Source organism: Jeotgalibaca sp. PTS2502, assembly GCF_001975685.1.
Taxonomy (GTDB): domain Bacteria; phylum Bacillota; class Bacilli; order Lactobacillales; family Aerococcaceae; genus Jeotgalibaca; species Jeotgalibaca arthritidis.
Map to the genome: position 1 here is coordinate 961,426 of NZ_CP019433.1, position 26,547 is coordinate 987,972.

General features: G+C 38.0%; 25 protein-coding genes, 1 other RNA gene, 2 pseudogenes and 3 other annotated features. Of the genes and pseudogenes, 4 read left to right on the top strand and 24 right to left on the bottom strand.

The features are described 5' to 3' along the window. Positions 1–96: 96 nt before the first annotated feature. From BW721_RS04665 to BW721_RS04680, 4 genes are all read left to right on the top strand, one after another. On the top strand, positions 97–1,371 hold the full coding sequence (locus tag BW721_RS04665) for a replication-associated recombination protein A (protein WP_076766586.1): 1,275 nt from the start codon (positions 97–99) through the stop codon (positions 1,369–1,371). 101 nt (positions 1,372–1,472) lie between these two features. Beyond that, positions 1,473–1,664, top strand: a non-coding RNA gene (ssrS, locus tag BW721_RS04670) — 6S RNA. 70 nt (positions 1,665–1,734) lie between these two features. Further along, positions 1,735–2,025, top strand: a complete 291-nt coding sequence (locus BW721_RS04675) for a hypothetical protein (RefSeq protein WP_076766588.1) — start codon at positions 1,735–1,737, stop codon at positions 2,023–2,025. An 80-nt stretch (positions 2,026–2,105) separates the two neighbouring features. Beyond that, positions 2,106–2,567 carry a universal stress protein gene (locus BW721_RS04680; protein ID WP_076766590.1) on the top strand — a complete coding sequence of 154 codons (462 nt, stop codon included), beginning with the start codon at positions 2,106–2,108 and terminating at the stop codon, positions 2,565–2,567. Here the strand turns inward: BW721_RS04680 and BW721_RS04685 are convergent, their stop codons facing one another. From BW721_RS04685 to BW721_RS04800, 24 genes and pseudogenes are all read right to left on the bottom strand, one after another. Then, the gene (locus BW721_RS04685) at positions 2,568–4,259 is read right to left on the bottom strand and encodes an IS1182 family transposase (protein ID WP_076766592.1); all 1,692 of its coding nucleotides are present in this window, start codon (positions 4,257–4,259) and stop codon (positions 2,568–2,570) included. A 386-nt stretch (positions 4,260–4,645) separates the two neighbouring features. Further along, positions 4,646–5,839, bottom strand: a complete 1,194-nt coding sequence (locus BW721_RS04690) for an acetate/propionate family kinase (RefSeq protein ID WP_076766594.1) — start codon at positions 5,837–5,839, stop codon at positions 4,646–4,648. Between the two features lie 46 nt (positions 5,840–5,885). Next, positions 5,886–6,899 carry a class I SAM-dependent methyltransferase gene (locus BW721_RS04695; protein ID WP_076766596.1) on the bottom strand — a complete coding sequence of 338 codons (1,014 nt, stop codon included), beginning with the start codon at positions 6,897–6,899 and terminating at the stop codon, positions 5,886–5,888. Positions 6,900–7,001: 102 nt separating this feature from the next. Further along, positions 7,002–7,286: a 50S ribosomal protein L27 gene (gene rpmA, locus BW721_RS04700; RefSeq protein WP_076766598.1), complete on the bottom strand. Its 285-nt coding sequence runs from the start codon at positions 7,284–7,286 to the stop codon at positions 7,002–7,004. Between the two features lie 38 nt (positions 7,287–7,324). Then, positions 7,325–7,657 carry a ribosomal-processing cysteine protease Prp gene (locus tag BW721_RS04705; RefSeq protein ID WP_076766600.1) on the bottom strand — a complete coding sequence of 111 codons (333 nt, stop codon included), beginning with the start codon at positions 7,655–7,657 and terminating at the stop codon, positions 7,325–7,327. A gap of 15 nt (positions 7,658–7,672) precedes the next feature. After that, the gene (gene rplU, locus BW721_RS04710) at positions 7,673–7,981 is read right to left on the bottom strand and encodes a 50S ribosomal protein L21 (RefSeq protein WP_076766603.1); all 309 of its coding nucleotides are present in this window, start codon (positions 7,979–7,981) and stop codon (positions 7,673–7,675) included. 14 nt (positions 7,982–7,995) lie between these two features. Next, positions 7,996–8,068, bottom strand: a sequence feature (ribosomal protein L21 leader region). Between the two features lie 60 nt (positions 8,069–8,128). Then, positions 8,129–9,360, bottom strand: a pseudogene (locus BW721_RS04715) (MFS transporter). Positions 9,361–9,483: 123 nt separating this feature from the next. Further along, positions 9,484–10,158, bottom strand: coding sequence for an amino acid ABC transporter ATP-binding protein (locus BW721_RS04720; protein WP_076766605.1), 675 nt, complete (start codon positions 10,156–10,158; stop codon positions 9,484–9,486). Positions 10,159–10,169: 11 nt separating this feature from the next. Further along, positions 10,170–10,805, bottom strand: coding sequence for an amino acid ABC transporter permease (locus BW721_RS04725; RefSeq protein ID WP_076766607.1), 636 nt, complete (start codon positions 10,803–10,805; stop codon positions 10,170–10,172). A gap of 103 nt (positions 10,806–10,908) precedes the next feature. Then, on the bottom strand, positions 10,909–11,049 hold the full coding sequence (locus BW721_RS11765; RefSeq protein WP_156892185.1) for a hypothetical protein: 141 nt from the start codon (positions 11,047–11,049) through the stop codon (positions 10,909–10,911). 62 nt (positions 11,050–11,111) lie between these two features. Further along, complete coding sequence (locus tag BW721_RS11770; RefSeq protein ID WP_156892186.1) at positions 11,112–11,471, bottom strand: transporter substrate-binding domain-containing protein; 360 nt, start codon at positions 11,469–11,471, stop codon at positions 11,112–11,114. A gap of 168 nt (positions 11,472–11,639) precedes the next feature. After that, positions 11,640–12,434, bottom strand: coding sequence for an amino acid ABC transporter substrate-binding protein (locus BW721_RS04735; RefSeq protein WP_076766609.1), 795 nt, complete (start codon positions 12,432–12,434; stop codon positions 11,640–11,642). A gap of 126 nt (positions 12,435–12,560) precedes the next feature. Then, positions 12,561–12,813: a binding site (T-box leader), on the bottom strand. Between the two features lie 65 nt (positions 12,814–12,878). Beyond that, positions 12,879–13,406, bottom strand: a complete 528-nt coding sequence (gene mreD / locus BW721_RS04740; protein ID WP_076766611.1) for a rod shape-determining protein MreD — start codon at positions 13,404–13,406, stop codon at positions 12,879–12,881. Next, positions 13,403–14,260, bottom strand: coding sequence for a rod shape-determining protein MreC (gene mreC, locus BW721_RS04745; protein WP_076766613.1), 858 nt, complete (start codon positions 14,258–14,260; stop codon positions 13,403–13,405). Before mreC ends, mreD begins: the two co-directional genes overlap by 4 nt. Before the next feature lie 23 nt (positions 14,261–14,283). Beyond that, positions 14,284–15,315, bottom strand: a complete 1,032-nt coding sequence (locus BW721_RS04750; protein ID WP_076766615.1) for a rod shape-determining protein — start codon at positions 15,313–15,315, stop codon at positions 14,284–14,286. Between the two features lie 191 nt (positions 15,316–15,506). Beyond that, complete coding sequence (locus tag BW721_RS04755) at positions 15,507–15,707, bottom strand: cold-shock protein (RefSeq protein WP_076766616.1); 201 nt, start codon at positions 15,705–15,707, stop codon at positions 15,507–15,509. A gap of 183 nt (positions 15,708–15,890) precedes the next feature. Beyond that, positions 15,891–16,563: pseudogene (locus BW721_RS11600) on the bottom strand (family 1 glycosylhydrolase); the annotation flags it as partial. An 85-nt stretch (positions 16,564–16,648) separates the two neighbouring features. Then, entirely contained in the window at positions 16,649–17,335 is a 687-nt protein-coding gene (gene radC / locus BW721_RS04770; protein WP_076766622.1) for a RadC family protein, read from the bottom strand. Positions 17,336–17,389: 54 nt separating this feature from the next. Continuing rightward, positions 17,390–18,691 (bottom strand): bifunctional folylpolyglutamate synthase/dihydrofolate synthase, encoded by a 1,302-nt coding sequence (locus tag BW721_RS04775; protein WP_076766624.1) that lies wholly within the window; start codon positions 18,689–18,691, stop codon positions 17,390–17,392. A gap of 64 nt (positions 18,692–18,755) precedes the next feature. Then, positions 18,756–21,404, bottom strand: a complete 2,649-nt coding sequence (locus BW721_RS04780) for a valine--tRNA ligase (protein ID WP_076766626.1) — start codon at positions 21,402–21,404, stop codon at positions 18,756–18,758. A 44-nt stretch (positions 21,405–21,448) separates the two neighbouring features. Further along, positions 21,449–21,677: a binding site (T-box leader), on the bottom strand. Between the two features lie 42 nt (positions 21,678–21,719). Next, positions 21,720–22,211: a thiol peroxidase gene (gene tpx / locus BW721_RS04785; RefSeq protein WP_076766628.1), complete on the bottom strand. Its 492-nt coding sequence runs from the start codon at positions 22,209–22,211 to the stop codon at positions 21,720–21,722. A gap of 70 nt (positions 22,212–22,281) precedes the next feature. Next, entirely contained in the window at positions 22,282–23,499 is a 1,218-nt protein-coding gene (thiI, locus tag BW721_RS04790) for a tRNA uracil 4-sulfurtransferase ThiI (protein ID WP_156892268.1), read from the bottom strand. 10 nt (positions 23,500–23,509) lie between these two features. Then, entirely contained in the window at positions 23,510–24,649 is a 1,140-nt protein-coding gene (locus BW721_RS04795) for a cysteine desulfurase family protein (RefSeq protein WP_076766631.1), read from the bottom strand. A gap of 92 nt (positions 24,650–24,741) precedes the next feature. Next, positions 24,742–26,460 carry a septation ring formation regulator EzrA gene (locus BW721_RS04800; RefSeq protein WP_076766633.1) on the bottom strand — a complete coding sequence of 573 codons (1,719 nt, stop codon included), beginning with the start codon at positions 26,458–26,460 and terminating at the stop codon, positions 24,742–24,744. Positions 26,461–26,547: the final 87 nt, after the last annotated feature.

A 26,547-nucleotide genomic window follows, 5' to 3' on the forward strand; every position in this document is an offset into this window, starting at 1 on the left:
TACTTTTTTTATTTAAAAAAGCTTAAAAACGAATATTTGTTCTATTTCATTATGTCGCTTATAATAGTATCAGAATGAATGAAAGGAATAACCATTATGAAAAAACCACTCGCCTTTCGCATGAGACCAACCAACATCGACGAAGTTGTCGGACAGCAACACTTAGTTGGTCCAAACAAAATTATTAGACGAATGGTAGATGCTCGCATGCTATCATCGATGATTCTCTATGGTCCACCAGGTACAGGGAAAACAAGTATCGCAAGTGCCATTTCAGGATCAACACAGTCTGCCTTCCGCCAATTAAATGCTGCAACTGATTCTAAAAAAGATTTACAAATTGTTGTTGAAGAAGCTAAGTTTTCAGGTCAGGTTATTTTGTTACTCGATGAAATTCATCGTTTAGATAAGCCTAAACAAGATTTTTTACTTCCTCATTTAGAAAGTGGCCTCATTGTTCTCATTGGCGCAACAACAGAGAACCCTTATATTAGTATTAACCCTGCGATTAGAAGTCGAACGCAAATTTTTGAGGTCAAACCGCTTGCTATAACTGATATCGAAGTAGCTTTACAGCGTGCCTTAACAGATGAAAAAAATGGTCTTGGCCACTTAGCGATTAAACTGGATGATAATGCTCTCCAGCATTTCGCAAGAAGCTCTATGGGTGATTTAAGAGGGTCACTTAATGCATTAGAATTAGCAGCTCGTTCAACTCCTGAGAACGATGAGGGCGACATTCATATTACGCTTGCTATTGCTGAGGAATGCTTACAAAGAAAAGCACTGGTCCATGATAAAGATGGCGATGCTCATTATGACGTTATCTCTGCTTTTCAAAAATCATTACGTGGTAGTGATGTTGATGCTTCTCTTCACTACTTGGCACGTTTAATTGAAGCTGGTGAATTGGTTATTATATGCAGAAGACTATTAGTTTGCGCTTATGAGGATATTGGGTTTGGTAATCCAGCAGCCGTGGCACGAACAGTATCTGCCGTTCAAGCTGCTGAAAAATTAGGTCTACCGGAAGCACGAATTCCACTGGCACACGCAGTCATTGATTTAGCCCTATCTCCCAAATCAAATTCAGCGATTGATGCCATTGACGCAGCTTTAAATGACGTTCGTCAAGGAAAATCAGGAGATGTGCCCTTACACCTCAAAGACGCCCATTATCAAGGTGCTGGAAAATTAGGCAGAGGCGTTAATTATAAGTACCCACACGCTTACGACAACCACTGGGTAGCGCAACAATACTTGCCAGACAGTCTGAAATCTTCTCAGTATTATGAAGCCGTAATCACTGGTAAATATGAAAAAGCACTTGCTCAACAAGCAGATTCTCTAAGAAAATCATCCGAAAAATAAAAAAAGAGGTTACGCTTACATCCTTATTAAAACAGCTTTTTAAATAAAAATTAAGTAAGAATTCTTGCATCCAATTCAGGTGTGTGCTACTATACTTATAAGAAGTTCTGAGGTGTACGATATATTCTCAATGTGTTGACCGAACAAATAATTACTATATTGGGATCCTTGATTTATGTTGGATAGCAAGCCATGTCATGTGGAAGCTAGCAAGACATTCTGTGGAGCCCACCTGCTAATACTGCGGGTTCAAAACTAGTAGAATAACATAAACCGGCACCATCGGATTTTCTCTATAAAGTTCTATACTTTAGAAGCCGCTCTTTGAGCGGCTTTTTATTTTTGAAAGGAGTTCTTCTTCTGATGATTAAAGGATTAATAATCACATTTGGCATACTCTTACTAGTCGTTAGTTGGTTTTTAACTCAGAAAGCTAGCGATGCCTTTCTTTTATTTCCAGAAAAATTCACAGATGCTCAAAAACAACAATTAAATCAATTCTTTACGATAAATGGGATGATTTTTGCAGCCTTTGCCCTATCGTCAGTCATTACCTTAATTGTCGATCAAAAAATTGTTTATCTTGTTTTCATCGTAATCGTTTCGCTCTATTCAGCTTATTTTTCAAACAATCTATCTAAGCGGTTAAAATAACGTTTTCATTACTTTCTTTTTATTTCTTTAAAAGTGCGTTACAATAAAGATGTAAGCAAAGAAGAAATGGAGTGATCGTTATGTTACAAGAATACACAACAATTTTGGCCCCTGTCGATGGTTCAAGTGAGTCAGAATTGGCATTTCGAAAAGCAATTGAAGTTTCAAAACGAAATCATTCAAAGCTGGTTATCATCCACGTTATCGATACCAGAGCCATCCAAACCCCTTCAGGCTTCGAAGGTAGTTTTACAGATGAAATTATCCGTCAGACAAAAGTTATGATGGATAGTTATGAAAAAGCCGCTCGTGATGCTGGTTTAAGCGACATTGAAAGTCGTATTGAATATGGCTCACCTAAAGTGATGATTGGTAAAGACTTACCTGAAGAATATCATGCTGACTTAATTATGATTGGCGCTACAGGCTTAAATGCTGTTGAACGTCTCTTCATCGGCTCGGTTTCTGAATATGTGATTCGCCATGCCACATGTGACGTCATGGTTGTGCGAACTGATTTAGAAAATAAAAAAGTAAACTAATCAAAAAAGTTGGGACTGGGAAATAACTAGCCTTAAATAAAAAAAGCGTAATGAAATAATCATAATTCTGATTGTTTCATTGCGATTTTTATTTTTCACTGGATTTTTGTAAAAAGCTTCCGCTTTTCTTCTAGCCTCAAGGGCTAGTTTTGTAAGATTCATGCTCATAAGCATGATCCCGATGTCATTATGAACGGCTTGCTTGCCTCTGACATGAGTTCTGCGCATGCCAAATACACCTTTCATACGACCAAAAACAGTTTCTACGTCGATTTTTCGTTGTGCGTAGATTTCTTTTCCACGATCGCTCTCAAGGCTTTCTTTTACATGCTGCTTGAAGTATTCCCAGTTATAGTTGACCGCTGTCTGGCGCTGGGCACCTTTCGGTGTCTTGGCTAATTGATTGCGCGACTCGTCCTGTTGTTCCACATCAGCCTTGTATACTTTAAATTGTCTTTGAAAACCATTCTTATCATTTCGCGTACTGTAATGCGAGAAACTAAAGCGTACACCGTCTAAATCTGTATAGGCATCCTCGATCTCGTCATAATCCCAGTTATAGCGGTGTTTAGGATTAGAGCGATAGGCTTTAGTGTTTTCTTTATGATACATGCCGTATGGGATGAGCGGAACCTTACCAAAGGTATCCAGAACCGCCTCGTAATTTTCTTCGCTGCCATAACCGGCATCTGCAGCGATATACGTGAATAAATCCAACGTTTGAATGGATTCCAAAAAAGGGATAAACGTGCGTGTATCCGTCGGATTTGAAAAAATATCATAGGCGATGACAAACTGATTGCTCGATGCGACCTGAAGATTATAGCCCGGTTTCAACTCACGGTTCTTCATCGGATCTTCTTTCATGCACATGAACGTTGCGTCCGTATCTGTTTTAGAGAAACTGTTTCGGTCTTCAAATGTGGCGTTTGCTTCTTCATAGCGTTGCTTACGCGGTAAGAAATCTTTTTTACATTTATTCCGGTATTTTTTGAGGATGCGACGACGTCGCTTCTGTTCCGAACCACCTTTAGGAACCACTTTTTCTTCTGTAATCGCAGCTTCGACGGCCACAAGTTCCTTGTCGAGAGAACCGATTATTTCTTTAATACCTTCTGCTGTTTTCAATGTCTCTTCCGATAAAGCGAGGTTTACTTTTGCTTGGACGAGTTCATCATACAATTTCGAAACGTTATCATTGAGTTTTGCTTCATAGCGTTCGATTGCTTTCTTCCAAGTAAAACTATAAATATTTGCATCGGCTTGTATCTTCGTACCGTCGATATATAACGCATCTTCGTGAATCAAGCCGTTGTCACTCAAGAGTGTTGTGAAAAGAATGAAGGCATACTTAATAAGCTTTGATGCATGCTCGCTTGAACGGAAATTGTTGATTGTCTTGTAGCTAACAGAAGTGTCGCCTGTCAACCACTTCATGGGAATCGATTCTTCATTCATGCGTTCCATTTTGCGTCCGGAAAATGTGGTGCGGCTATAGGCAAATAAGCACATCTTCAAAAGCATCGCGGGATGAAAGGCAGGGCGACCTGTATGAGACGTCTCTTCCAGGAGAAATTCCGAAGGAATCGAATCGACGAAACGGCTGATGAGGCGTGCTTCGTGATCACTCGGGATTGTAAAATCCAATTGTAGTGCTAAGGCCGTCTCCATTGTGTTATAATTTTGATACATGGTGAGTCACTCCTTTGGTTTTTGGTCGTACTTAAATTATAAGGTATTTGGCTCACTATGTCTTTTAAAACAATAAAATCCCCAACTCCTTCAATTTAGAAAGAGTTGGGGATTTTCTTTATTCAGGGACTGAGTTTTTTCCCAGTCCCTTTTTTATGCCTTTTTTGTCGATACAGCGTTTAAAAACTGGCTGTATCTTACATTTACATAGCCAAATGTAAGATACAGCACTAAGATATCGAACTGTATGATACATTTGAGGGCAGAAATGTAAGATACAACTCTTTTATTAACTTATTATCTTTTTATTATTACTGCTGTATCGTACAGCTGATCATAAAAAAATGACGGAAGGACTTATGCCCTTCCGTCATTTTCTATTTAGCTTATTTGCTTAAACGAACAACGTCATTTAAGATAACTTTTTCTTCATCTGTTGGAATAAGAAGAACTTGTACTTTAGCAGCATCTGTTGAGATGATTCTTTCTTCTCCACGAACATTGTTTCTTTCATCGTCAATATCACAACCGAACCAGCTAATACCGTCGATAAGGATTTTACGAGTCATAGCAGAGTTTTCACCAATACCAGCAGTGAAGACAATCGCATCAACACCGTTCATTGTTGCAATGTATTGACCAATGTATTTTTGAACCCGATTGTAGAAAATATCCAATGCTAGTTGTGAACGCTCATCACCAGCTTCAGCTTTACTTTCAACGTCGCGCATATCACTTGATACACCTGAAAGACCTAGTAAACCTGATTTTTTATTTAAGATATCAACCATTTCATTAATATCAGTAATTTCAAGTTTATTCATCAAGTAGGGTAATAATGACGCATCGATGTCACCAGAGCGAGTTCCCATTGTAAGACCAGCTAGTGGTGTGAATCCCATAGATGTATCGATTGATTTTCCACCATCTACTGCAGTAATAGACGCACCGTTACCTAAGTGACATGTAATGATTTTCAAGTCTTCGAGTGGTTTGCCTAATAACTCAGCTGCGCGTTGAGAAACGTATTGGTGGCTTGTTCCGTGAGCACCGTACTTACGTGCAGCGAAATCTTCATAGTACTCCATCGGAATGCTGTATAGGTAGTTTACAGCTGGCATGTGCGCATGGAAAGCTGTATCGAAAACAGCTACGCTTGTAATTTCTGGTAATAATTTTTTGAAGGCACGAATTCCTGTTGCATTTGCAGGGTTGTGCAATGGTGCTAATTCACCTAATGCTTCAATTTTAGCAAGAGCTTCGTCATCAATTAATGCTGATTCTTTGAAGTCTTCTCCACCAGCTACAACACGATGTCCAACGCCAGTGATTTCGTTAAAGTCTGTGATAATTCCTAGTTCTGCCAATTGAGTCATTAATTTCTCAACAGCAATTTCATGGTTATCAATATCTTCTGTAACGGAATACTTTTTACCTTCACCATATTTAATTGTGAAAATAGAATCTTTCAAACCAATTCTCTCAATAATACCTGTTGAAATAACGTCTTCTTCTGGCATTTGGTATAAAGTAAATTTCAGACTGGAACTTCCAGCGTTAATTGCAATAATTTTTGACATTCGTTTTTTTCGCTCCTAACAAAGTTTTATGATGGTATCAAACGTATTATAACATCTTTTCACGCCAATTGTTAAAATTTTCTAAAAACTCTTTCATTCGACGCGCATCTTTCAAGTCTGGCATATTAGCAAGTAAAACTTGTTTAGCTTGCTTTGATCCGTTGCCTTTCTTTTGAATCATGACAATTGATTTTTGCATTTTTTCAGACTGGAACAAGGTTTGAGGTAAATGAAGCATAGCTTGTAAGTACCCCGCTCCCTTCAACCATTTCATTAGAACGCCTTGGTTATCACTTTCAAACAGGTCTTTCGGGACAATAAAGACACCCCATCCGCCCTCTTTTAAGTATTTCAAGTGCTGTTCAATCAACAAATAATGGGCAAAGGAATGACCTTCTTTAAATGACGTTTGGAATTTCTTCGCACGATCATCGACTGGATAATAACCAACTGGTAAATCAGAAACTGCCAAGTCAGCTGGCTGAATCAATAGTTCTTGAAGGCTATCAGAATGTGTGAATTGAACGTTTTCTCCCCATCCTTGCAGATGCAACCCATTGGACGCTAGCGAGATTAACAAATCATCATTATCAACTAATTCAGCTGTAACGGACTTTCCTTTACCTTCAAGAGCTTCCATAACAACGGACAAGAGGTTACCTGTTCCAACTGCTAAGTCGTGAACATGAATGGCTTCCTTATTATCTCCCAGAACTACTGCAGTGAAATAGGCAATTAAAGAAGCAATGGTATCCGGTGTAATTTGGTGATTGACTTGGATTTTATCTTCTTTAATAGCTTTGATATAGCTTAATTGTAAGAGTTTGTGTGTCACTTCTCGTGATTCTTCATTTAATTTTAGTTGACGGTAAAGGCGATTCAACTGCTTAACTGTTTCTTCTGAGGGTAAACCATCCATTTGTTGTGCTTGGTTATCGTAGGCGATATTCTGAATTGTTTCTGCTAATGCTTCGATATATGAACCATCTAATTCCTCTTGTAGAAGAAGAACGGCTTGATCGAGTGTCGAAAATAAGTGTTCAAGTTTTGTTGTGTCCATAAAAGACCCACCTTTCGCCTTTCTTTGCTAGAAAAAAAACTTGCGTCAGGAATTACCTTCGCAAGTTCTTTTGTGTATGTAAATTGGAAAAACATTTATTTATTATTGAGCAACAGGGTAAACTGATACTTGTTTTTTGTTACGTCCTAGACGTTCGAAACGTACAATTCCGTCTGTCTTAGCATACAAAGTATCGTCTCCACCTTTACCAACGTTCAATCCTGGATGGATTTTTGTTCCGCGTTGACGGTACAAAATAGATCCACCAGATACGTGTTGTCCGTCTGCGCGTTTAGCACCTAAACGTTTAGCATGAGAGTCACGGCCGTTAGAAGTAGAACCGCCCCCTTTTTTCGTAGCGAACAATTGAAGGTTAAGTTTCAACATGAGTTTGCACCTCCTTGGTTTTAGATTTTATTTAAGTATTAATGGTTTAGTTTAACATAATCAGGATAAGTCTCAGAGACATCCTCTAGCGATAAATACAAATGCTTCAACAAAATTTGAGTCACGCTATCTTGTTGATCCGTTAGCCCAGTTTGAACTTCCGCATACAAGTAACCGCCCTCTTTATCTGCTTGTTCGACAATCATTTGATGATTAGCCATTTTATCTAAACTATTGACAGTTTCAATAGCTAGAACAGAGACAGCAGCACAAACGATATCCTCACCCATATCTGCATAACCAGCATGACCCGTAATCTCAAATGAGACAATGGCGCCTGATTCATTATGGTTAAATCTTGCTTCAATCATAGTTAATCACTTCTCTTATGCGTTGATTGCTTCGATCATAACCTTAGTGTAAGGTTGACGATGACCTTGCTTACGGTGAGAGTCTTTTCTTCTCTTGTAACGGAAAGTCGTAACTTTTTTCTCGCGGCCTTGTTTTTCAACAGTTCCAACGACAGTTGCGCCTTCTACTAATGGAGAACCGATTTTTGTATCTTCTCCACCTACGAAAACAACTTCTTCAAAAGTAACTTTGTCACCTTCGTTTATGTTAAGTTTCTCAACGTAGATTGGTTGACCAACTTCAACTTTTAATTGTTTACCACCTGTTTTGATAATTGCGTACATATTTCTGCACCTCCTTATATACTTAGACTCGCCGAATGAAGTGCCGTAAGGACTTGTAAACTTCAAATCGAGCGGTTGTAGCTGTGGTGCGCACATTTACAACATGAATAGTTTACCAAAATACCGATAAGCAGTCAACAAAAATATTTATAATTCAAAAACTGGACTCTTTTCAGCTGTGTGGTAGTTTAACTTTGAGAATTCTTTTATCGTCATCATGACAACAAAACTTGATAGGTAGGCCGCTGCTAAGAAAATCATGACTGTCTGAACAGTTCCCACATCCATTAAAAATTCAATAATCATTGATGAAAAACCACCTACCGATCGCCCTACATTAATGATTAAATTATTGGCCATTGAATAAACATGCTTTGGATAAAGCTTATTTACAATTGCCCCATAGCCTGCAAACATACCATTTACAAAGAAGCCCACGATTGCTCCACCAATTAACATAGCAAATTCATTTGTCACTAAAGTAAATAAATAAACAGCTGAAGCAGACGTTATTAGGAAACTACCATAAGCAATTCGTGGACCTACTGCATCTAATAATTTTCCAAAAATTAACATCCCAATAGACATACCGATAATCGTTGAAATCATCCATAACGAGCTTCCTGATACTGACAAACCTAGACTTTCTTGCATGATTTGTGGTAACCAGTTCATCAATCCAAAGTAGCCACCGATTTGAATGATTGCCATAACATTAATGATACCGTCTGACGGATGAGTTTAGCTGTTTTAAACAACTCTTTATAGGAAACCTTCTCCTCTGTAACAACGGTTTGTGGATCTTTTTCAGTTGTTTGCTCAATCATCTCATCCGTTACAGTGAACTGTACCCAAGTAACAATCAGTAACGGTAATAAACCTAATAAAAATAAAGCGTTCCAACCAAACCGAGGTAAAATAATAGAAGCACAAAGTGCAGCTACACTATTCCCTACCATACCGGCTACTCCATTATAGGCAGACATCTTACCCATTTTATAACCTGGTGTCACTTTAGCTAGAAGGCTTATGGCAATGCCATACTCCCCACCCGTTCCTACTCCAGCTAAAAAGCGAATAAGATAGACAGTTGGCAAGTTAGTCGCAAAATACATGGCTGCTGTTGCAAAAGAGAATAATAATAACGTGGTCTTAAATAATTTCAAGCTACCATACTTGTCTGCTAAATAACCAAATAATAGACCACCCAATAACATCCCAAAGTTGGTAATCGTCGAGATAGAGCCCGCCTGTGTTTTACTGATGCCTAGGTCTAAAATAATGGTAGACAAAGAAAGAGACAGAAACATATTCGTTAAATCGTCTGTTCCTGACCCTATGATTGCGGCACGTTGCACCCGTATTTTATTTTTATCCATATTTATCTTTCCTTAAAATGAATGCTCTCGTCATTCGTTATTTTATTCCTGACTCATTATACAGCTCAGCACTTATTTTGCAAGAAAGAAATAGGTTGGAACTTTTGTTCCAGCCTATCAACTCTATTTAGAAAATTCTGATGATGAAATAAGTCGTGTGCCGAATTTTTCACCAAAATCAATATCATGCGTCACAACTAAAATCCCTGTTCCGCTTGCGGCTATATCTTGAATGAGTTTACCAACACTATCAGCAGACTCTCGGTCTAACGCAGACGTTGGTTCATCAAAGCAAAGAATTTTAGGATTTAACATCATCGCACGCGCAATGGCTACACGTTGTTTTTGCCCACCTGATAACATAGATGGCATTTTATCCAACTGATCTGCGATTCCCATTTCTTCTAAAAGTTCTTCTACTTTTTGGTTGAGTTCATTTTTAGAACCTAATTTTTGAGCAAGTGGTGCTTCCATCAAATTTTCACGAATCGTTAGATTTGGAAATAAAGCGTAATCTTGAAAAACCATCCCAATTTGATTTTGATAAGCACGACGCTCTTTGCGAGAGACATAGTCTGCTCCTTTTTCACCTTCACGGCAAAGGTAATTTTGATCAATCACAACTGTGCCTTGGTCAGCAGCTTCTAAATTATTTAAAATACGCATCAGAGTTGTTTTTCCTGTACCCGATTTACCTGTCAAAACGACAATTTCACCGGCATCAATACTAAAAGAGAATTGATCAAGAACGGCTTGATTTTGAAATTTTTTAGAAATATTGTTTGCTTGTAATAACATTCTTAATCCTCCTAGTATTTTCCTCTGGCTTCAAACCAATTCAGACCGACTGTAATAAGACCTGTAATGGCTAAGTACAGCAGACCCACTCCTAAAAACGGCACAAGTGAGGCATAGGTATTAGCAGCGATTTGACCAGCACGTAACAATTCGCCGATACCTAGAATATAGACGAGTGACGTATCCTTCACTAAAGAAATAACTTCATTTCCTACTGAAGGAAGAACAATTCGGAAGACTTGTGGAATAATAATACGGAAAAATCCTCTTATTTTACCAATGCCGAGCACTTCAATTGATTCAAACTGCCCTTGTGGAATAGCCATAATTCCGCCTCTAAAGATTTCAGCATAGTAGGCTGCATAATTAATAATAAAGGCTAGAATAGCAGCTGTAAATCGGTCCATTACAATACCAACGAATGGTAGTCCAAAGAAAAAGAACATCAATTGTAAGAGTAAAGGCGTTCCACGCATAACATATACATAGAGTTGTATAATAGCACCAACCCATTTAGGTGCATAAACCCGGATAATAGCGACTAAAAAGCCCAAGGGAATACTAGTGATTCCCACGATAAAAAATATTTTCATTGACATGATGAGACCATCTAATAAAGATGGCCAAATCGTTTGTATTAGTTCCATGATTATCCTTCTTTCATTTATTCAGAGAAGAACCAATTTTGATCAATCTCATCATATGTTCCATCTGCCCGCATTCCCTCAATTGTTTAATCAATTTGAGCTTTTAAATCTGTGTCTTCTTTTCGCATGGCAACCCTACGTGATCTTCACCGAAATTCTCTTCAATAATGGCAAAGAGGTCTTCGTTATTACCTTTCTTAATGAAATAACGGCCATAGCTTTCTCCAACTACAATAGCGTCCACTCGTTTCGCTTCCAAATCAAGAAAATTATTACTATTAGATGGGTAAAGGACCCGGTTTCCATTTAATTTATTATAAATACCTCATTCATCGTTTTTAATCTTATCAATTGAGCTAGATGATTGTTGCATTGAAACGATTTTCCTTCTAAATCAGCTTTGACTTTAATAGCACTGTCCTTACGAACAACAATCGTTTGTGAGTCTGATAGAAAAGGTTCACTTAAGAGAACCTTTTCTTCTCGTTCAGGTATGATCGCATAACCGCTCCAGATTAAATCGATATTTCCTGTATTTAATTCAGTCTCCTTCATTGCGCAATCAATCGGTTGGAAAACAACCTCGTAACCTAATCTGCCGAGTGTTTCTTTGGCTAAGTCGACATCAAAACCAACGAGTTCATTATTACCATCTCTAAATCCCATTGGCGCAAATGTTTCATCCAGACCAACAGTAATTGACTTTATTGACTCGGTTTCTGAAGCAACGGATTCTTATGTTTGGTTTGAACAACCAGCAAAAAGTAAAATACCACTAGCCAGTAATAATCGTTTTTTGATTGGCATTAGTTGGACTCCCTTTTAGGAAGTGGCTTATTCAGCAAACCATGTTTGGTAGATTTCTTGGTATTGACCATTCTCTTGTAAATCAGCCAATCCTTGGTTAATCGCATCTTGCAAGCGAGTATCTTCTTTTCTCATCCCAACGCCGTACTCTTCTTCACCAAAGTTATCATCGAGTACCTTATAATTGTCTGCACCTTTTTGTTTCATAATGTAACGCCCTAAAACTTCGTCAACAACAATAGCATCGCTTCGACCACTGTCTAAGTCATTAAAAACGTCAGTAAAAGTCGCATAAAGGACTGGTTGTCCACCTTCAATTTCAGCGATAATACCTGATACATCGGCTTCAATTGCATCTTGAGATGCAGAAGCTTGTTGCGTTGAAACAGTCTTTCCTGCTAGATCAGCTTTTGTTTGAATATCACTATCTGCTAATGTGACGATAATCTGTTTATTTTCTAAATAAGAATCAGAAAAGGCTACTTTTTCTTTGCGCTCGTCTGTAATCGTATAGCCATTCCAAATCAAGTCAATATTCCCTGTATTTAATTCAGTCTCTTTCATTGTCCAATCAATGGCTTGGAATTCAAAGCTAACGCCAATATCTTCACCGATTGCTTCTGCTAAATCCACATCGAAACCTACAATTTGACCATCTGTATCTCTAAAGCTCATTGGTGCAAAGGTGTCATCTAATCCAATAATATATGTGTCTTTCAAAGCTGCATCTGTTGTCTCATTGGTTGATTCATTGACTTCACTATTGCCACATGCTGCCAGTAATCCTGCTGTTACGAATAATCCTAATAATTGTTTTTTCATTTCCTTTTCCTCCTTGGGTCTGTTTGTTTTCCCTATGAAATGACTATGGCTAACCTGATATTACGTTAGAGGCTGCAGCACAATAACATAAAAAAAGTCCTTTGATTTCCTAAAAATTATAGGAAATCAAAGGACGATAGCTTTTGCTTCGTGGTTCCACCTTTTTTTACATAAGCCTTACAACCTATGCCTTATTGTGTTCAAAACATCTAAACACTAGTGCTGTAACGGGCACTACCGAAAGAACTTACTCGCGACAGGAGTCTTTTCAATTCTTTTGCTCAGAGATGTGTGTTCATTTTACTCAACCACTTGCTTCCACCAACCGCAAGCTCTCTATTGATCTTGAAAAATTACTTTTTCTCTTCTTCGCATTTCTATTAGGTAAAGTTATCATATCACAGCTTTTTCAAATTGCAAGACTTTTTTCTCATCTTTCTCTCATTATCTTTCGTACATCCATTGGCTTAGCTTATAAAAAGGATAATAGACAGCGATAAAAAATAAAACATTGAGAAGTAAGGTCGGTCCTAACCGCAGTGATACAAAATTTTCAAAAGTGAGCTGAGTATACCCTAACATGCTATAACACGCAAAAATAAAACTCTCCAAAAACGATTGGGAAAATACAAACAACAATAAAGAAATAAGTACTGATGGATTCAGATATTTCTGTACTTTCTTCAATAAGTAAATAACCAATGCAAATCCAGCAGCATACAGGCCTATAATACCTGCATAGTAGCTGTCATAAATGACACCAAATAACAAGGCATATAAAAAAAGCGGCTGTTTTGGAAATAATAAGGTAAATAAAACGAGAACGAGTAAAAATAACCTTGGCGTTAATATGTAGTTAGCCGTAATAAACTGCCCTGCAAATAGATTCATTAAAACCCCATCAAGAATTAGGGCTGAAAACAAAAAAATCGGGATTAAATAAGCATGGTTAAGGGAACGATTCTGACTCATTCACTCGCCCCCTCGCTTTTTCTAATAATAACCGTTACAAAACGAATATCTTTTAAGTTTCCAGCTGGTTCAATCGTTACCTCTTGGAATAAGCCGTACTCATCCATGCGAACTTCCTTCACTTTACCAATTAATAATGAACTTGGTGAAACACCGCCTAAACCAGATGTCACTACATTTGTTCCTACTTCAATGGTTACTTCGGGGGCAATTTCAGACATAATCATTAACTCATTTTGGCTATCATAACCATCAACGATACCATGAATCGATTTATCTTTCATTTGTATTTCGGCAGAAAAACGATTAACCAATTCATTAGTTGTCGACATCAGTAACACTTTAGCTGTTGTTGGACTCACTTCTGAGACACGACCAATCAGCCCATTACCTGCCATTACAGACATATTAACGGCAATACCATCTTCGCTACCCTTATCGATAATAATCTGCTCTAGCCAATTGTCAGGATTTCTCGAGATGACTGTTGCAACTGTTTTATCATAATCTGTTAAGACGCTTTGGAGATCAAGTTCTTCTTTCATCGTTGCCTTTTCATTCTCAAGGCTAACAATACGTGCTTGCATCTCATCTAAAGCATCTATCTTTTCTTTTAATGATTGATTTTCTTCATAAGTATTGAGTAATTTATCGACTGAATCGACAAATTTATTTACTACCTCCGCTGGTTTTGCAAAAATACCCGTTGCTAAACCTGCCATATCATTGGCAAACAGTTGCGGAATGGATGCATCTTCCCGGTTACGGGAAATTGAAAACGCAACTGTACTTATAAATATTATGACTGAAATCAACAGTACAATCATCCGCTTGTTGTTGAAAAACTGTTTCACCTTAATTCCTCATTTCTTTTTTATTACCGATCCTCTTCTTGGTAACGTCTGTTTATTAATTGGTTAATGGTCTCTAGGGATTTGCCTATTCCTATGACGACACAGTTCATAGGATTATCAGCAATCATAACAGGGAGTCTCATTGCCTCCGCTACAACACTGTCGAAATCTCTTAATAAAGCTCCACCACCTGTCATAATAATACCATGACTAATGACATCAGCGGAAATTTCAGGAGGTGCCTCTTCTAATAAATGTTTTATCGTATCGATGATTGCATCTACAGGTTTTTGTAAAGCATCCGCAAGGTCTTCAGACATCACACGAATCTGTCTCGGCATACCCGTATCGATATCTCTTCCCCTTACTGACATAACACCATATCGGGCGTCAGCAGATAGAGATGCCGTACCAATTGCGATTTTTAGTTCTTCTGCTACCTTATCACTAATCGTTAACTTAAATTTCTTTTTAATATATTGAATGATTGCCTCATCCATAGCATCTCCAGCCACTTGGGTCACTTGACTCGTCACAATGCCGCCCAAGGATAATATAGCAACATCGGTTGTTCCGCCACCAATATCAACAACCATATTTCCTACAGGATGGTGAACGGGTAGCTTGGCACCGATTGCTGCTGCGAATGGCTCTTCAATTAAAAATGTTTCCTTTGCGCCTGCAGCACGCGCAGCATCCATAACTGCTCGTTTCTCTACTGCCGTAATACTGCTCGGTACACAAATCATAACATAGGGTTTCTGGAGGGCAAACTTACTTGCTTTTTTTAAAAAGTATTGAAGCATGTGTACCGTCGTATCATAATCGGTTACGACGCCTTCTTTCATTGGACGAGAAGTTACTAATTCAGCCGGTTGGTTTTTTACCAACTCAAGTGCTTGATTACCTACTCCTAAAATATCGCCCGTATAAATAGATCTTGCAACGACAGAAGGTTCGTTATAGACAATGCCTTGTCCGTCAATAAACACAATGGTATTAGCCGTTCCCAAATCAATAGCGATTCGTTGCGGCCTAAAACTAAATACTGCCAAACATCCTTCAATCCTTCCATCGTTTCCTACTTTTAACAATTAAAAGTCCATAACATTTTACCACAAAAGCAACAAGGAAAAACTCAAAACAGGAAAACTATAAAATATTTTAAGATCTTGTTTTTATTTTAAAGAAACAGAAAAGGCTGGAACAAATGAATGTTCCAGCCCTTTTATTAGCTAAAGTTAAATTAGATTTTTTCTACGTTAGCAGCTTGTGGTCCACGGTTTCCATCAACGATGTCGAAAGATACTGCTTGACCTTCTTCTAAAGTTTTGAATCCGTCAGTATTGATAGCTGAGAAGTGTACGAATACGTCATCTCCTGCTTCGCGTTCGATAAATCCAAATCCTTTTTCTGAGTTAAACCATTTTACTGTTCCATTTTCCATGAAAAATTCCTCCTCGTGCGTTTGCACAATTTATTATTGTTATTGCAAATGGTACGATCGGAATGTTCATGACATAACTTTCCTTACCTTACAAAAACATATATTAAGTATAACGTAGATTTCAACCCATTGCAAGCGAATCAAAAATTCTTTTTAAGCTTTTTTTAATAAACACTTATCTGTTTATTTTTCTAATTTTTCACCGTTGCTTTCAATAATGTCTTTGTAGCAGTAGAATGATTTTTTCTTATAACGCTTTAATGTACCGCTACCATCATCATGACGATCGACGTAAATATAACCATAACGCTTGCTCATTTCAGCTGTAGAAGCACTCACTAAGTCAATACAGCCCCATGACGTGTATCCCATAATTTCTATTCCATCTTGAATCGCTTCTTCCACTTGTACAAGGTGGTCGTTCAAGTATTTAATGCGATAATTATCCACCACTGTTAGCTCCCCATCAGGCCCTTCAACTAGTTGGTCCTTTGCACCTAAACCATTTTCAACAATAAATAACGGCAGTTGGTAACGATCATAGAAATCATTTAAAACAACTCTCAGTCAAACAGGGTCTACCTGCCACCCCCCATTCAGAGGCTTCTAAATAAGGGTTGGGAATGCCACCTAGAATGTTCCCTTTTGTTTGTTGGTATTTTTCAGGTTCAGATGTTGCTGTTGTAGACATATAGTAACTGAATGAAATAAAATCAACGGTATGCTCTGCTAATACGTCATTTGGATGTGGTGTCATTGGGTAAGCAGGCATAGAAATAATCATGCAGCCTATTTTAAAGTCAGGATTAATCTCATGTCCAATTTTAGTAACCGATGCTGAAGCTACTAATTCATAGCGCTTTTTTATTTTTATAACTATTTTACGTCATAGCTGTACTATACAAAAAGGCTAGGACAAAATCGCCCTAGCATGTCAGTCATTAAATGACACCATATTCTTTTAAACTCAAATAGGTTTTATTACCAATAATAAAGTGGTCCAACAATTCAATGCCCATCATATCCCCACACTCCACCATGCGTTTAGTGAAAACCAAATCCGCTTCTGATGGATCAGGATTCCCAGACGGATGATTGTGTGCCAGAATAATCCGAGCAGCTGAAAAGCGAACTGCTTCTCGAAATATTTCCCGAGGATGAGCGACACTGCTATTCAAGCTGCCTATAAAAATGGTTTTCTTTTTGATAATTTCATTCTTAGTGTTTAAGTATAAGGCAACAACGTGTTCTTGCTGAAAGTCCCGCATCTCAGCCATGAACAAGGTGCCCGCCTCTTTAGTTGAAGTAATCGTCCCATCTTTTAGCTGTGTTGCTTGCGCAATACGAAGTCCCAACTCAATACAGGCTTTTATTTCAATGGCCTTTACTTTGCCTATCCCTTTGACAGCATTGAGTTCTTCCAAGGTTGCCATTTTTAAGGCATATAAGTCCTCAAACTCCATCAGTAAGCCCAATGCCAATTGAACAACATTACTCTCTCTCGGGCCAGTCCTCAACAAAATTGCGAGTAACTCATGTGTTGCCAATGCTTTTTCACCATATTTTTCAAGTCGCTCGCGCGGTCTCGAGGTTACTGGCATTTCATTTAATAAATTTGTCTTTTGCATAATTCCACTCCTTTAACGTCTCTACTAATAGATACGCAAATGATGGAATTATCATTATTTTTCTAGTAAGAAATGTCTCACTTCTGATAAAAAGTATAAAGAACCGGTAATGAGGAAAATATCCTGCTCACCCACAGCTTTGCTTATGGTTTGAATGGCTTCTTGCCAATTTCCATGCTCACCGACAGCTTCAATTCCTAACCCTCTCTTCAGCTCTTCAATTGACGCCACTTGATCAAAATCAAAGGTTGTTAAATGAATAGATGCCTGTGGGAGTTTATTCAACCACTCACCAATTTTATCGAGCTCTTTGGTCGTTAGTGATGCATAGAGAATGTGTAGACGACGGCTAGGAAAATGTGTTTCTAAAGCATTGACTAAAGCTTCCATCGCCGGCTCATTGTGAGCCCCATCTAGAATCGTTAATGGTGAGTGGGAAACAACTTCCATCCGTACTGGCCAAAAAGCACGTTCAAACCCAAGCTTAATTGATTCTTCATCATAAGCAAACTCATTTTGACGACAAAACACTCGAAAAGCATGCAAGGCAGTTGTCGCATTATCAACCTGGTGCTGCCCCATCAAGGAAATCGTAATATCTTCTATAAGACAATCATCTGTTTGATAATCAAACCGTTCGTGGAAGACATCTACAGATGGTTTGCTTTGTTCATGAAAATCAACGTGATATTCTGCAACTTCTGAGTGTTGTTGGTTGGCAATATCTAGTAACACGCTCTTAGCTGCTGGTCCAATATTACCCAAAACAACCGGAACACTTTTTTTAATAATCCCTGCCTTTTGAAATGCAATAGCTTCAATGGTATTACCGAGAATTTTAATATGATCTAAGCCAATCGTTGTTATTAGCGATAGGTTTGGTGTAACAACATTTGTACTATCAAACAAACCACCTAAGCCCACTTCAAGTAAGACAACATCCGGTTGAACTTCAGAAAAATAAAGAAACATCATGGATGTAATGACTTCAAATTCTGTTAAACCACCTAGTTCCGTTTGAGCTATCTCATCATATAGCGGTTGGATGCGATTAGCTAAAGCCAAAATGTCTTCATCTGCTATCGGTTGACCATCCACACTAATACGCTCATTAAACTTCATAATATGAGGTGAGGTAAAACTGCCTACACTATAGTCATGAGCTTGAAATATTGCGGTTAAATAAGCCACTGTTGAGCCTTTGCCATTCGTTCCAGCGATATGAATGGATTTAAATTTTTGTTGGGGATGATCTAATTTCTCCATCATCCATTCCATACGACGAATACCAGGTTTTGGTCCCATGCCTCGTCTTGTATGAATCCATGCTAATGCTTCTTCATATGTCTTAAACATCTTATCATCACCTTACATAAAAGCGGCTAAATTACTTCAGCCGCTTAAAATTATATATCATCGGTTAATCGATTTGTTTTTTCAATGTTGCGATACGTTCCTCGACAATCGTTAATTTCTCACGATAGTCTTTTTCTTTTGCACGTTCAACTTCGACAACTGCGTCAGGTGCTTTACTTACAAATTTTTCATTTGCTAATTTTTTAACAACACGGTCAACTTCTTTTTGTAGTTTCTCAGCTTCTATTTCTAAACGAGCAATCTCATCTTCTAGTTTTACAAGTCCTGCCAACGGCATCCGTACTTCACCACCAGAAATAACAGCTGTTACTGTTTCGCCATCTACTACTAGGTTTTGACCAATCTCTAAATCAGATGGGTTACAGAAACGGACAATATAGGCTTTGTTACGAGCGAAAATAGCTTCTGTTTCTGTATCTATGGCATTAATTTGCATAGGAACTTGCTTAGAAATTGGTGTATTCATTTCGTTACGGATGTTACGAACGCCACGAATTAAACCAATTAATTTTTCCATCGCTTGTTCTGACTCAATATCAACAAAGCTAGCATCGGCAACTGGGTAATCTGCCACAACAATTGATTCACCTTGGTGAGGAGCATTTTGCCAGATTTCTTCTGTTACGAAAGGCATCACTGGGTGTAATAAGCGTAAGATATTGTCTAGAACGAATGCGAGGATACTACGAGCTGTTTTCTTAGCTGCTTCGTCTTCACCTTGCAAGACTTCCTTAGTCATTTCAATATACCAGTCACAGTACTCATCCCAGATAAAGTGGTAGAGGATACGTCCTGCTTCACCAAATTCAAATTTCTCATACAATTCCGTTACTTTCTCTATCGTACGGTTCAGACTAGATAGAATCCATTTATCAGCTAATGTCTTCTCACCTGACAAATCAATCTCTTCATAAGTTAAGCCATCTAGATTCATCAATACATAACGGCTGGCGTTCCAAATCTTATTAATAAAGTTCCAAGCAGCATCCATTTTTTCATAGCTAAAACGAACATCTTGTCCTGGTGACGATCCATTTGCTAAGAACCATCTCAATGCATCGGCCCCGTATTGGTCAATCACTTCCATAGGGTCGATTCCATTACCGAGTGATTTACTCATTTTACGGCCTTGCTCATCACGGATTAAACCATGAATCAAAACATTTTCAAATGGACGTTTTTCTGTAAATTCAAGCGATTGGAAAATCATTCGACTTACCCAGAAAGAAATAATATCATAACCCGTTACTAATGTACTGGTTGGGAAATAACGTTTAAAGTCTTCTGATTCTTCATCTGGCCAGCCCATTGTTGAAAATGGCCATAGAGCTGAACTGAACCATGTATCTAAAACGTCAGTATCTTGTTCCCAGTTTTCAACATCTGCTGGTGCTTCCATACCAACATACATCTCACCTGTTTCTTTATGATACCATGCTGGGATACGATGTCCCCACCATAATTGACGAGAAATAACCCAATCATGAATGTTAGCCATCCAACGGGTAAAAGTCGCTTCAAACCGCTCTGGGAAGAATGTTACTTTTTCATCGGTACTTTGATTTTGAATTGATTTTTCTGCTAATGGAGCCATTTTAACAAACCATTGTGTTGAGATTAATGGTTCTACAACAACATCTGTTCGTTCAGAGTGACCAACAGAGTGAACCATCTCTTCGATTTTAACAAGGTAGCCTTCTGCTTCCATGTCGTTAACAACTGCTTTACGTGCTTGGAAGCGATCCATACCTTCGTATTTTCCAGCTTCAGCATTCATAGTTGCATCGTTGTTCATCACATTGATTTGTGGCAAGTTATGGCGTAAACCAACTTCAAAGTCATTAGGGTCATGGGCAGGTGTAATTTTTACGACACCAGTTCCAAAGTCTTTATCAACGTAATCATCTGCAATAATTGGAATTTCACGGTTCATTAATGGCAATGTAATTGTTTTTCCAATCAAGTGAGCGTAACGTTCATCTTCTGGATGAACAGCAACTGCTGTATCCCCTAGCATGGTTTCAGGACGAGTTGTTGCTAATTCAACAAAGCCTGAACCGTCTGTTAATGGGTAACGGAAATGGTAGAACGCACCATTCACATCCTTATGGATCACTTCAATATCAGATAATGCTGTTTGAGCTTTAGGATCCCAGTTAATCAAGTATGCACCACGGTAAATGAGTCCTTTTTCATATAAAGTCACAAATACTTTACGTACAGCATCTGATAAACCATCATCCAGTGTAAATCGTTCACGGTCATAATCAACTGAAATACCCATCTTTTCCCATTGGTCTCGGATAAAACCAGCATAGTCTTCTTTCCACTCCCATACTTTATTAACAAAGGCTTCACGCCCTAAGTCGTGCCGAGAGATACCATCTTCTGCTAACTTTGCTTCTACTTTAGCTTGAGTGGCAATACCAGCGTGGTCCATTCCTGGTAACCATAAGGTATCATAGCCTTGCATCCGTTTCATACGGATGAGCATATCCTGTAAGGTCACATCCCAAGCGTGGCCTAAATGCAATTTACCTGTTACGTTTGGAGGTGGGATAACGATAGAATATGGCTTCGCCTCTCTATTTCCATTTGGTTTAAATCGTTTCTTTTCTACCCAATTTTTGTATTTTCCTTCCTCAACCGTAGTTGGTTGATATTTAGTTGGCATTGATTGCTCAATTGTCATCATTTACTCTTCCTTTCTAAATTAAAAAACGCCCTACATCATATATGTAGGACGATTTTATCGCGGTACCACCTAAGTTTACAGACTGAATAAGCCTGCTTCTCATTTTTTGTAACGGAGATATCTCCGAATAGTTTATGGCAACCGTTTAGGGTCATCATTCTATTTGCTCGCAAGGCTACCTTCAACTCATGTCCTAAAAAAGCTTTCAGCAAATGCTTTTCTCTCTAAGTAGTGACAAGTCGTTTACTCTTCCCTAGTCAACGCATCATTATTCTTATTTAGTTTATCATCAGTTCATCAAAATCTCAATATTTAAACTAAATCTTTTGCAGCTTCTACTGCTGCTTCATAGTTTGGTTCTGGTCCGCCTGCTTCAGGTAAAATTTCCTTATAGCCAAGTAGACCTGTCTCGTCTAATACAAAGACACTACGTGCTAATAAATCAATTTCTGGCATGTAAACACCGAATGCTTTACCGAATGAACCATCATCAACAAGCATCTCCATGTCTAAGCCTTCAGCTGCACACCAGTCGCTTAGTTCATCTTTATCATTTTTTGAAATCGAAATTAAACGTACGCCTTCAATTGTCGATGCCATTTCGTTAAAACGACGTGTTTGTTGGTCACAAACGCGTGTGTTAATTTTTGGGAAAACACTAATAATGGTTACTTTTCCTTTTAGACTATCCGTTGTGATTTGTTTACCAGCTAAATTTTCTAAAGCAAATGCAGGTGCTTGGTCGCCTACTTTTAATTCAGAACCTTCTAGTTGAACAGTTGTACCTTTAAATGTAATTTCCATTATACTTCCCCCCTTTTATCAATAGGTCTATTATACCAATTCCACTTAGAAAAAGAAGCTATTTCTCTTTTTACAACAAATCTGAAAAATCAAGCTCCTCTTGAACGTCTGTTGGATAGTCAGGCTTAATGTGTGTAATGACAAGATTCGCCATCGCACGATCAATTAACCCTTCTACATCAAGACGGCTTTCATAGTAACGGGCTTTTTCCAGTCTCGGTTTTGTTTTGGGTGCAGTCGGTGCAAATATGGTGCAACAATCCTCAAACGGCTGGATGGATAAATCAAAAGTATCAATCTGTTGAGAAATCTCAATAATCTCTTGTTTGTCCATAGTTGCAACAGGACGAATAATTGGCGTGTTAGTGACATCATTAATAGCAGTCATACTTTCCATCGTTTGTGACGCCACTTGACCTAAACTCTCACCATTAAAAATAGCTAAGGCGTTTCGTTTCTCACGAATAGCATCGGTTAAACGTAACATCATTCGACGGGTTACGGTCATCAGATAACCTTCTGGAACATGTTCTTTAATTGCTTCTTGAATTTCAGTAAATGGCACTTCAATAAATTGAATGCTACCTCCAAAACGAGTGACTTTAGCTGTTAAGTCTTTCGCTTTTTGTAAAGCTTGTGGGCTTGTATAAGGTGGGCTGTGGAAATGAACAGCTTCAATTTCAACACCACGCTTTAAAGCTAGGTAAGCTGCTACTGGCGAGTCAATCCCACCCGATAACATCACGACTCCGCGACCACTTGTTCCAACAGGCAAACCACCTGCTCCTTGGTAAGTCTTCGTTGAAATAAAAAAGTGCTCTTTTTTCACGTCAACTCGAACGCGTATATCTGGCTTTTTAACTTCTACGGCAATGTCAGGAATAGCGTCTAGAACAACTGCACCTAGTTCTGCATTCAACCAATTAGTGTCATGTTCATAGCTGTGATCAGCACGGCGTGTAGCAATTTTAAAGGTCTTGCCGCTTGGCTCCATTTCTTTCACTAGATCGATAATAACTGATTTAGCAAGTTCCAAATCACGCTCAATAATATAGATGGGTGAGAAACTTTGGATACCAAAGACATCTTTTAATTTTTCTTTGACACCTGCTTCATCAGCACCATTTAGATCAATAAAAATAAAATCATGATCGTATTTCACCTTAATCTGATCATATTCTGGCATTGCTCCGCGAATATTTTGAGCTAGTTTTTGAATAAATCGTTTTTTGTTACGTCCTTTTGTTGAAAGTTCACCAAAGCGAACTTGAATACGTGTTTCCATAATATGACCCTCTCTATTTTTGAATGACTTTGAATTTTTCGTGTAGTTGTTTAAAGACTTGAATAAACTGATTGGCTTCTGCAAGTGTATTTCCTTCACCAAAGCTTAAACGTACCGCACATTTGGACCATTTTGCAGGCACGTGCATGGCCTCTAGGGTTGCAGGTAATTCACCCTTTTTACTTGAACAAGCACTTGTCGTAGATATAATAATATTTTCCTCTTCCAATGCATGAACCATGACTTCTCCTCTTACATCCTGCAAAGCAAAACAAAGGATGTGAGCCGCTCCATCTTCTTGACTATAGATTTGCACATTATCGTAAGAAGATAAAAATTGACGAATGTGGTCTTTTATCTGACCTTCATTCTGTTTAGTCGCTTCTCTTATTTCTAAGGTCATTCTCAACGCCTTAGCGGTTGCAGCAATACCCGCTATATTTTCAGTGGTGCTTCGTTGGCCGGATTCTTGGCCACCTCCTGTTAGCAAGGGTGCTAGTCTTCTACCTTGTTTCTTATAAACAATACCTACCCCTCTAGGTCCATGAAATTTATGAGCAGACAACACTAAAAAATCGACCCTTGGATGGGGAATTAAATGATCAAATTCGGTAACTGCTTGAACGGCATCTATATGGAAATGAATAGTTGGATAATCTACTAATACATCACCAATTTCTTGAATCGGTTGAACAGCGCCCACTTCGTTATTAACAGCAATAATAGAAACTAAGATCGTATCTTCTCGAATTGCATCTTTCAAATCTGCTACTGAAATAAGTCCGCGTTCATCAACTTCTAAATAAGTGACATCGAATCCCAACTGCTCCAGTTGTTGCATTGATTTCGATACAGCGGGATGTTCTATCGTTGTTGTAATAATATGACGACCGAATGCTTTCTTTTCAATAGCAGTACCTTTTACAACCCAGTTGTCGCCTTCTGTACCACCACTCGTAAAGACTATTTCTTGAGGTGATACCTGTAATAAATCTGCTACTTGTTGGCGAGACTGTTGTAGCAAACGGTCAGCAACCGTTCCTAACTTATGCAAACTGGACGGGTTACCATAAACCTGTTGGCTAACCTTTACAACTGTATCCAGTACTTGGGGATATAGTTGCGTAGTGGCACTATTGTCAAAATATATCATTTTTTCACTCTTCCTTTTTTAAAACAAAGCTAAAGCTGAGACATAGGTAGAAATCTACGTCTCAGCTTTTTATAAACTACATCATGATTCAATTAAAAAGATTTACGTGATTTATCTTCCAAGTAGTTATTTTCTACTCGTTTTGCAGAACCGGGTTCAACACGGTTAAGAATATCTGTCATCACTGCTAAAGATTTTTCAAACTCATAGTCTTCTTTGAATAAACCGAGTGCTTCTGAAATCGCATGCTCTACTTCTGGATTAGAATGACGATAACGGTTTGCGTATTGAATCGCATACTCCGTTAAGTTGGCATTATCCAAAATATCTTGTGTACGATTTTCAAGCATCTCAATATCTTCTTCACACATTTTAACAAGCGATTCAATCTCATCGACATCAATTTTAACTCTGTTTAATTTTGCTGAAACATCTTCAATACGATCCGAAACAGCAAAGAATAAATCTAAGTAAACTTTAGGTAGACCAGGCAAATGTTGTTTTTCCAATGTACGTTTCATGTTACGCATATCCATCTCAAACAAATCGATAGCATCTTTAGCTTCTTTTTCACGATTGCGCAAGTTGCTTAGTTTAGCAACTAAATCAGATTGTTCTTTATCGATTTCATTTAATTTTTGGTTTAACTTTTCAAAGTAACTTTTTACTGAGCTATAAGCTATTTCATGCTCTGCTAACACTTTTTCATAATGGCGTAATGCTTCATTTTCTTTTAATAGCTGTGTTTCAAAATCTTGCGAACGTGCAAGCTCATTTTGGTTTAAGAAGAAGTTCTGAGACACACGATCAATCTCCAAAAGAACATAACGATTACTTTGTATAACGTGATCCATTTTGCGAGACAAATTTGTCTGATGGCGGTCAACAAACTCCTTTGCTTCCATTTCTTTTTCCATGATAGCGTAAGTGTCATCAACCTGGCGCTCAACTTTGTCCATTTTCTTTTGGGCTTCGTTCACATCAGCAAGTTTAATAGAATCTCTGATTTCTTTAATAACGGCTTCAATATCTTTAATCTTTTCTGGTATATCAACTTTGTCAAAGACATAGTTATCGTTGATTAGTCGTTGATACCCTTCTTGTAGATCTTTAATTTGCTCTTCATACTCTTCATTAATTGTCTTATTTAATTCCGGAATCGTTTCAATTAGACCTTCCATCAAAGTTAAGTCTTGAGAAATACGAACTAGAATTTCTTTAGCTTCCATATGATCGCCTTCGTTTGTTAGAGAATTAAACTTAGTGAAATCAAGTTCCATATAGTTGATGTTTTTCTCTAATGTTTCTAAAGAAGGACCAAAAGTAAAACTATGTGCTAATAATTGTTTACGAATCACATTGTAGCGTTCTTGAACGTCTTCTAATTCTTTACGATTTTTTTGAGCACTTTCTAACAACTCTTCCAAAGCTTTATTGATTTTCTCAACGCTACTATTCGTTTCATCAAGCAGTTTTTCTGCCCCATCAATTGTTTTTTTAGCTTTAACAAAATTCATTTGCTGAATGCTTTGTTCTGCACTTAAAAGGGTTGCTTCAATTTCAGGAAATTGGAAACGAGTGACCGTTTGCCAAGTTGCTTGCCAATTTTCATAAGTTCGTTTCGTTTGTCCTGTTAAGTTAAGGTGTTTTAATGTATATAAATTGTCAGCAACTGGTATTGCCATCATTTTATATTTCTTCTCGTCTAGCTCTTTTATGCGATTTGCTTCTTTTCGATTTAAATAATATACAACGCCATATCCAATCAAGACAATGATGAATATACCTGCTAACCAATAAAGTAAGTTCATTTAAGAATCCTCCGTCTATTCAACTGATGCCCTTTTTGTAAAAGAGGCCACGATATCAACAACCAGTATATCATAGAAGAATTCATA

Coding starts and splice junctions, on each gene's coding strand:
- BW721_RS04705 (WP_076766600.1), bottom strand. CDS start 7,657: ATGATTGAAGCAAGATTTAACCATAATGAATCAGGCGCCATTGTCTCA.
- rpmA (WP_076766598.1), bottom strand. CDS start 7,286: ATGTTGAAACTTAACCTTCAATTGTTCGCTACGAAAAAAGGGGGCGGT.
- BW721_RS04685 (WP_076766592.1), bottom strand. CDS start 4,259: ATGTATCAAAATTATAACACAATGGAGACGGCCTTAGCACTACAATTG.
- tpx (WP_076766628.1), bottom strand. CDS start 22,211: ATGGAAATTACATTTAAAGGTACAACTGTTCAACTAGAAGGTTCTGAA.
- BW721_RS04720 (WP_076766605.1), bottom strand. CDS start 10,158: ATGTTATTACAAGCAAACAATATTTCTAAAAAATTTCAAAATCAAGCC.
- radC (WP_076766622.1), bottom strand. CDS start 17,335: ATGCAAAAGACAAATTTATTAAATGAAATGCCAGTAACCTCGAGACCG.
- BW721_RS04800 (WP_076766633.1), bottom strand. CDS start 26,460: ATGAACTTACTTTATTGGTTAGCAGGTATATTCATCATTGTCTTGATT.
- BW721_RS04690 (WP_076766594.1), bottom strand. CDS start 5,839: ATGTCAAAAATTATTGCAATTAACGCTGGAAGTTCCAGTCTGAAATTT.
- BW721_RS04795 (WP_076766631.1), bottom strand. CDS start 24,649: ATGATATATTTTGACAATAGTGCCACTACGCAACTATATCCCCAAGTA.
- BW721_RS11770 (WP_156892186.1), bottom strand. CDS start 11,471: ATGGGATTTAGAGATGGTAATAATGAACTCGTTGGTTTTGATGTCGAC.
- BW721_RS04775 (WP_076766624.1), bottom strand. CDS start 18,691: ATGTTTAAGACATATGAAGAAGCATTAGCATGGATTCATACAAGACGA.
- BW721_RS04780 (WP_076766626.1), bottom strand. CDS start 21,404: ATGACAATTGAGCAATCAATGCCAACTAAATATCAACCAACTACGGTT.
- mreD (WP_076766611.1), bottom strand. CDS start 13,406: ATGAGTCAGAATCGTTCCCTTAACCATGCTTATTTAATCCCGATTTTT.
- rplU (WP_076766603.1), bottom strand. CDS start 7,981: ATGTACGCAATTATCAAAACAGGTGGTAAACAATTAAAAGTTGAAGTT.
- BW721_RS04725 (WP_076766607.1), bottom strand. CDS start 10,805: ATGGAACTAATACAAACGATTTGGCCATCTTTATTAGATGGTCTCATC.
- BW721_RS04665 (WP_076766586.1), top strand. CDS start 97: ATGAAAAAACCACTCGCCTTTCGCATGAGACCAACCAACATCGACGAA.
- BW721_RS04675 (WP_076766588.1), top strand. CDS start 1,735: ATGATTAAAGGATTAATAATCACATTTGGCATACTCTTACTAGTCGTT.
- BW721_RS04735 (WP_076766609.1), bottom strand. CDS start 12,434: ATGAAAAAACAATTATTAGGATTATTCGTAACAGCAGGATTACTGGCA.
- BW721_RS04680 (WP_076766590.1), top strand. CDS start 2,106: ATGTTACAAGAATACACAACAATTTTGGCCCCTGTCGATGGTTCAAGT.
- BW721_RS04695 (WP_076766596.1), bottom strand. CDS start 6,899: ATGGACACAACAAAACTTGAACACTTATTTTCGACACTCGATCAAGCC.
- BW721_RS04755 (WP_076766616.1), bottom strand. CDS start 15,707: ATGGAAAATGGAACAGTAAAATGGTTTAACTCAGAAAAAGGATTTGGA.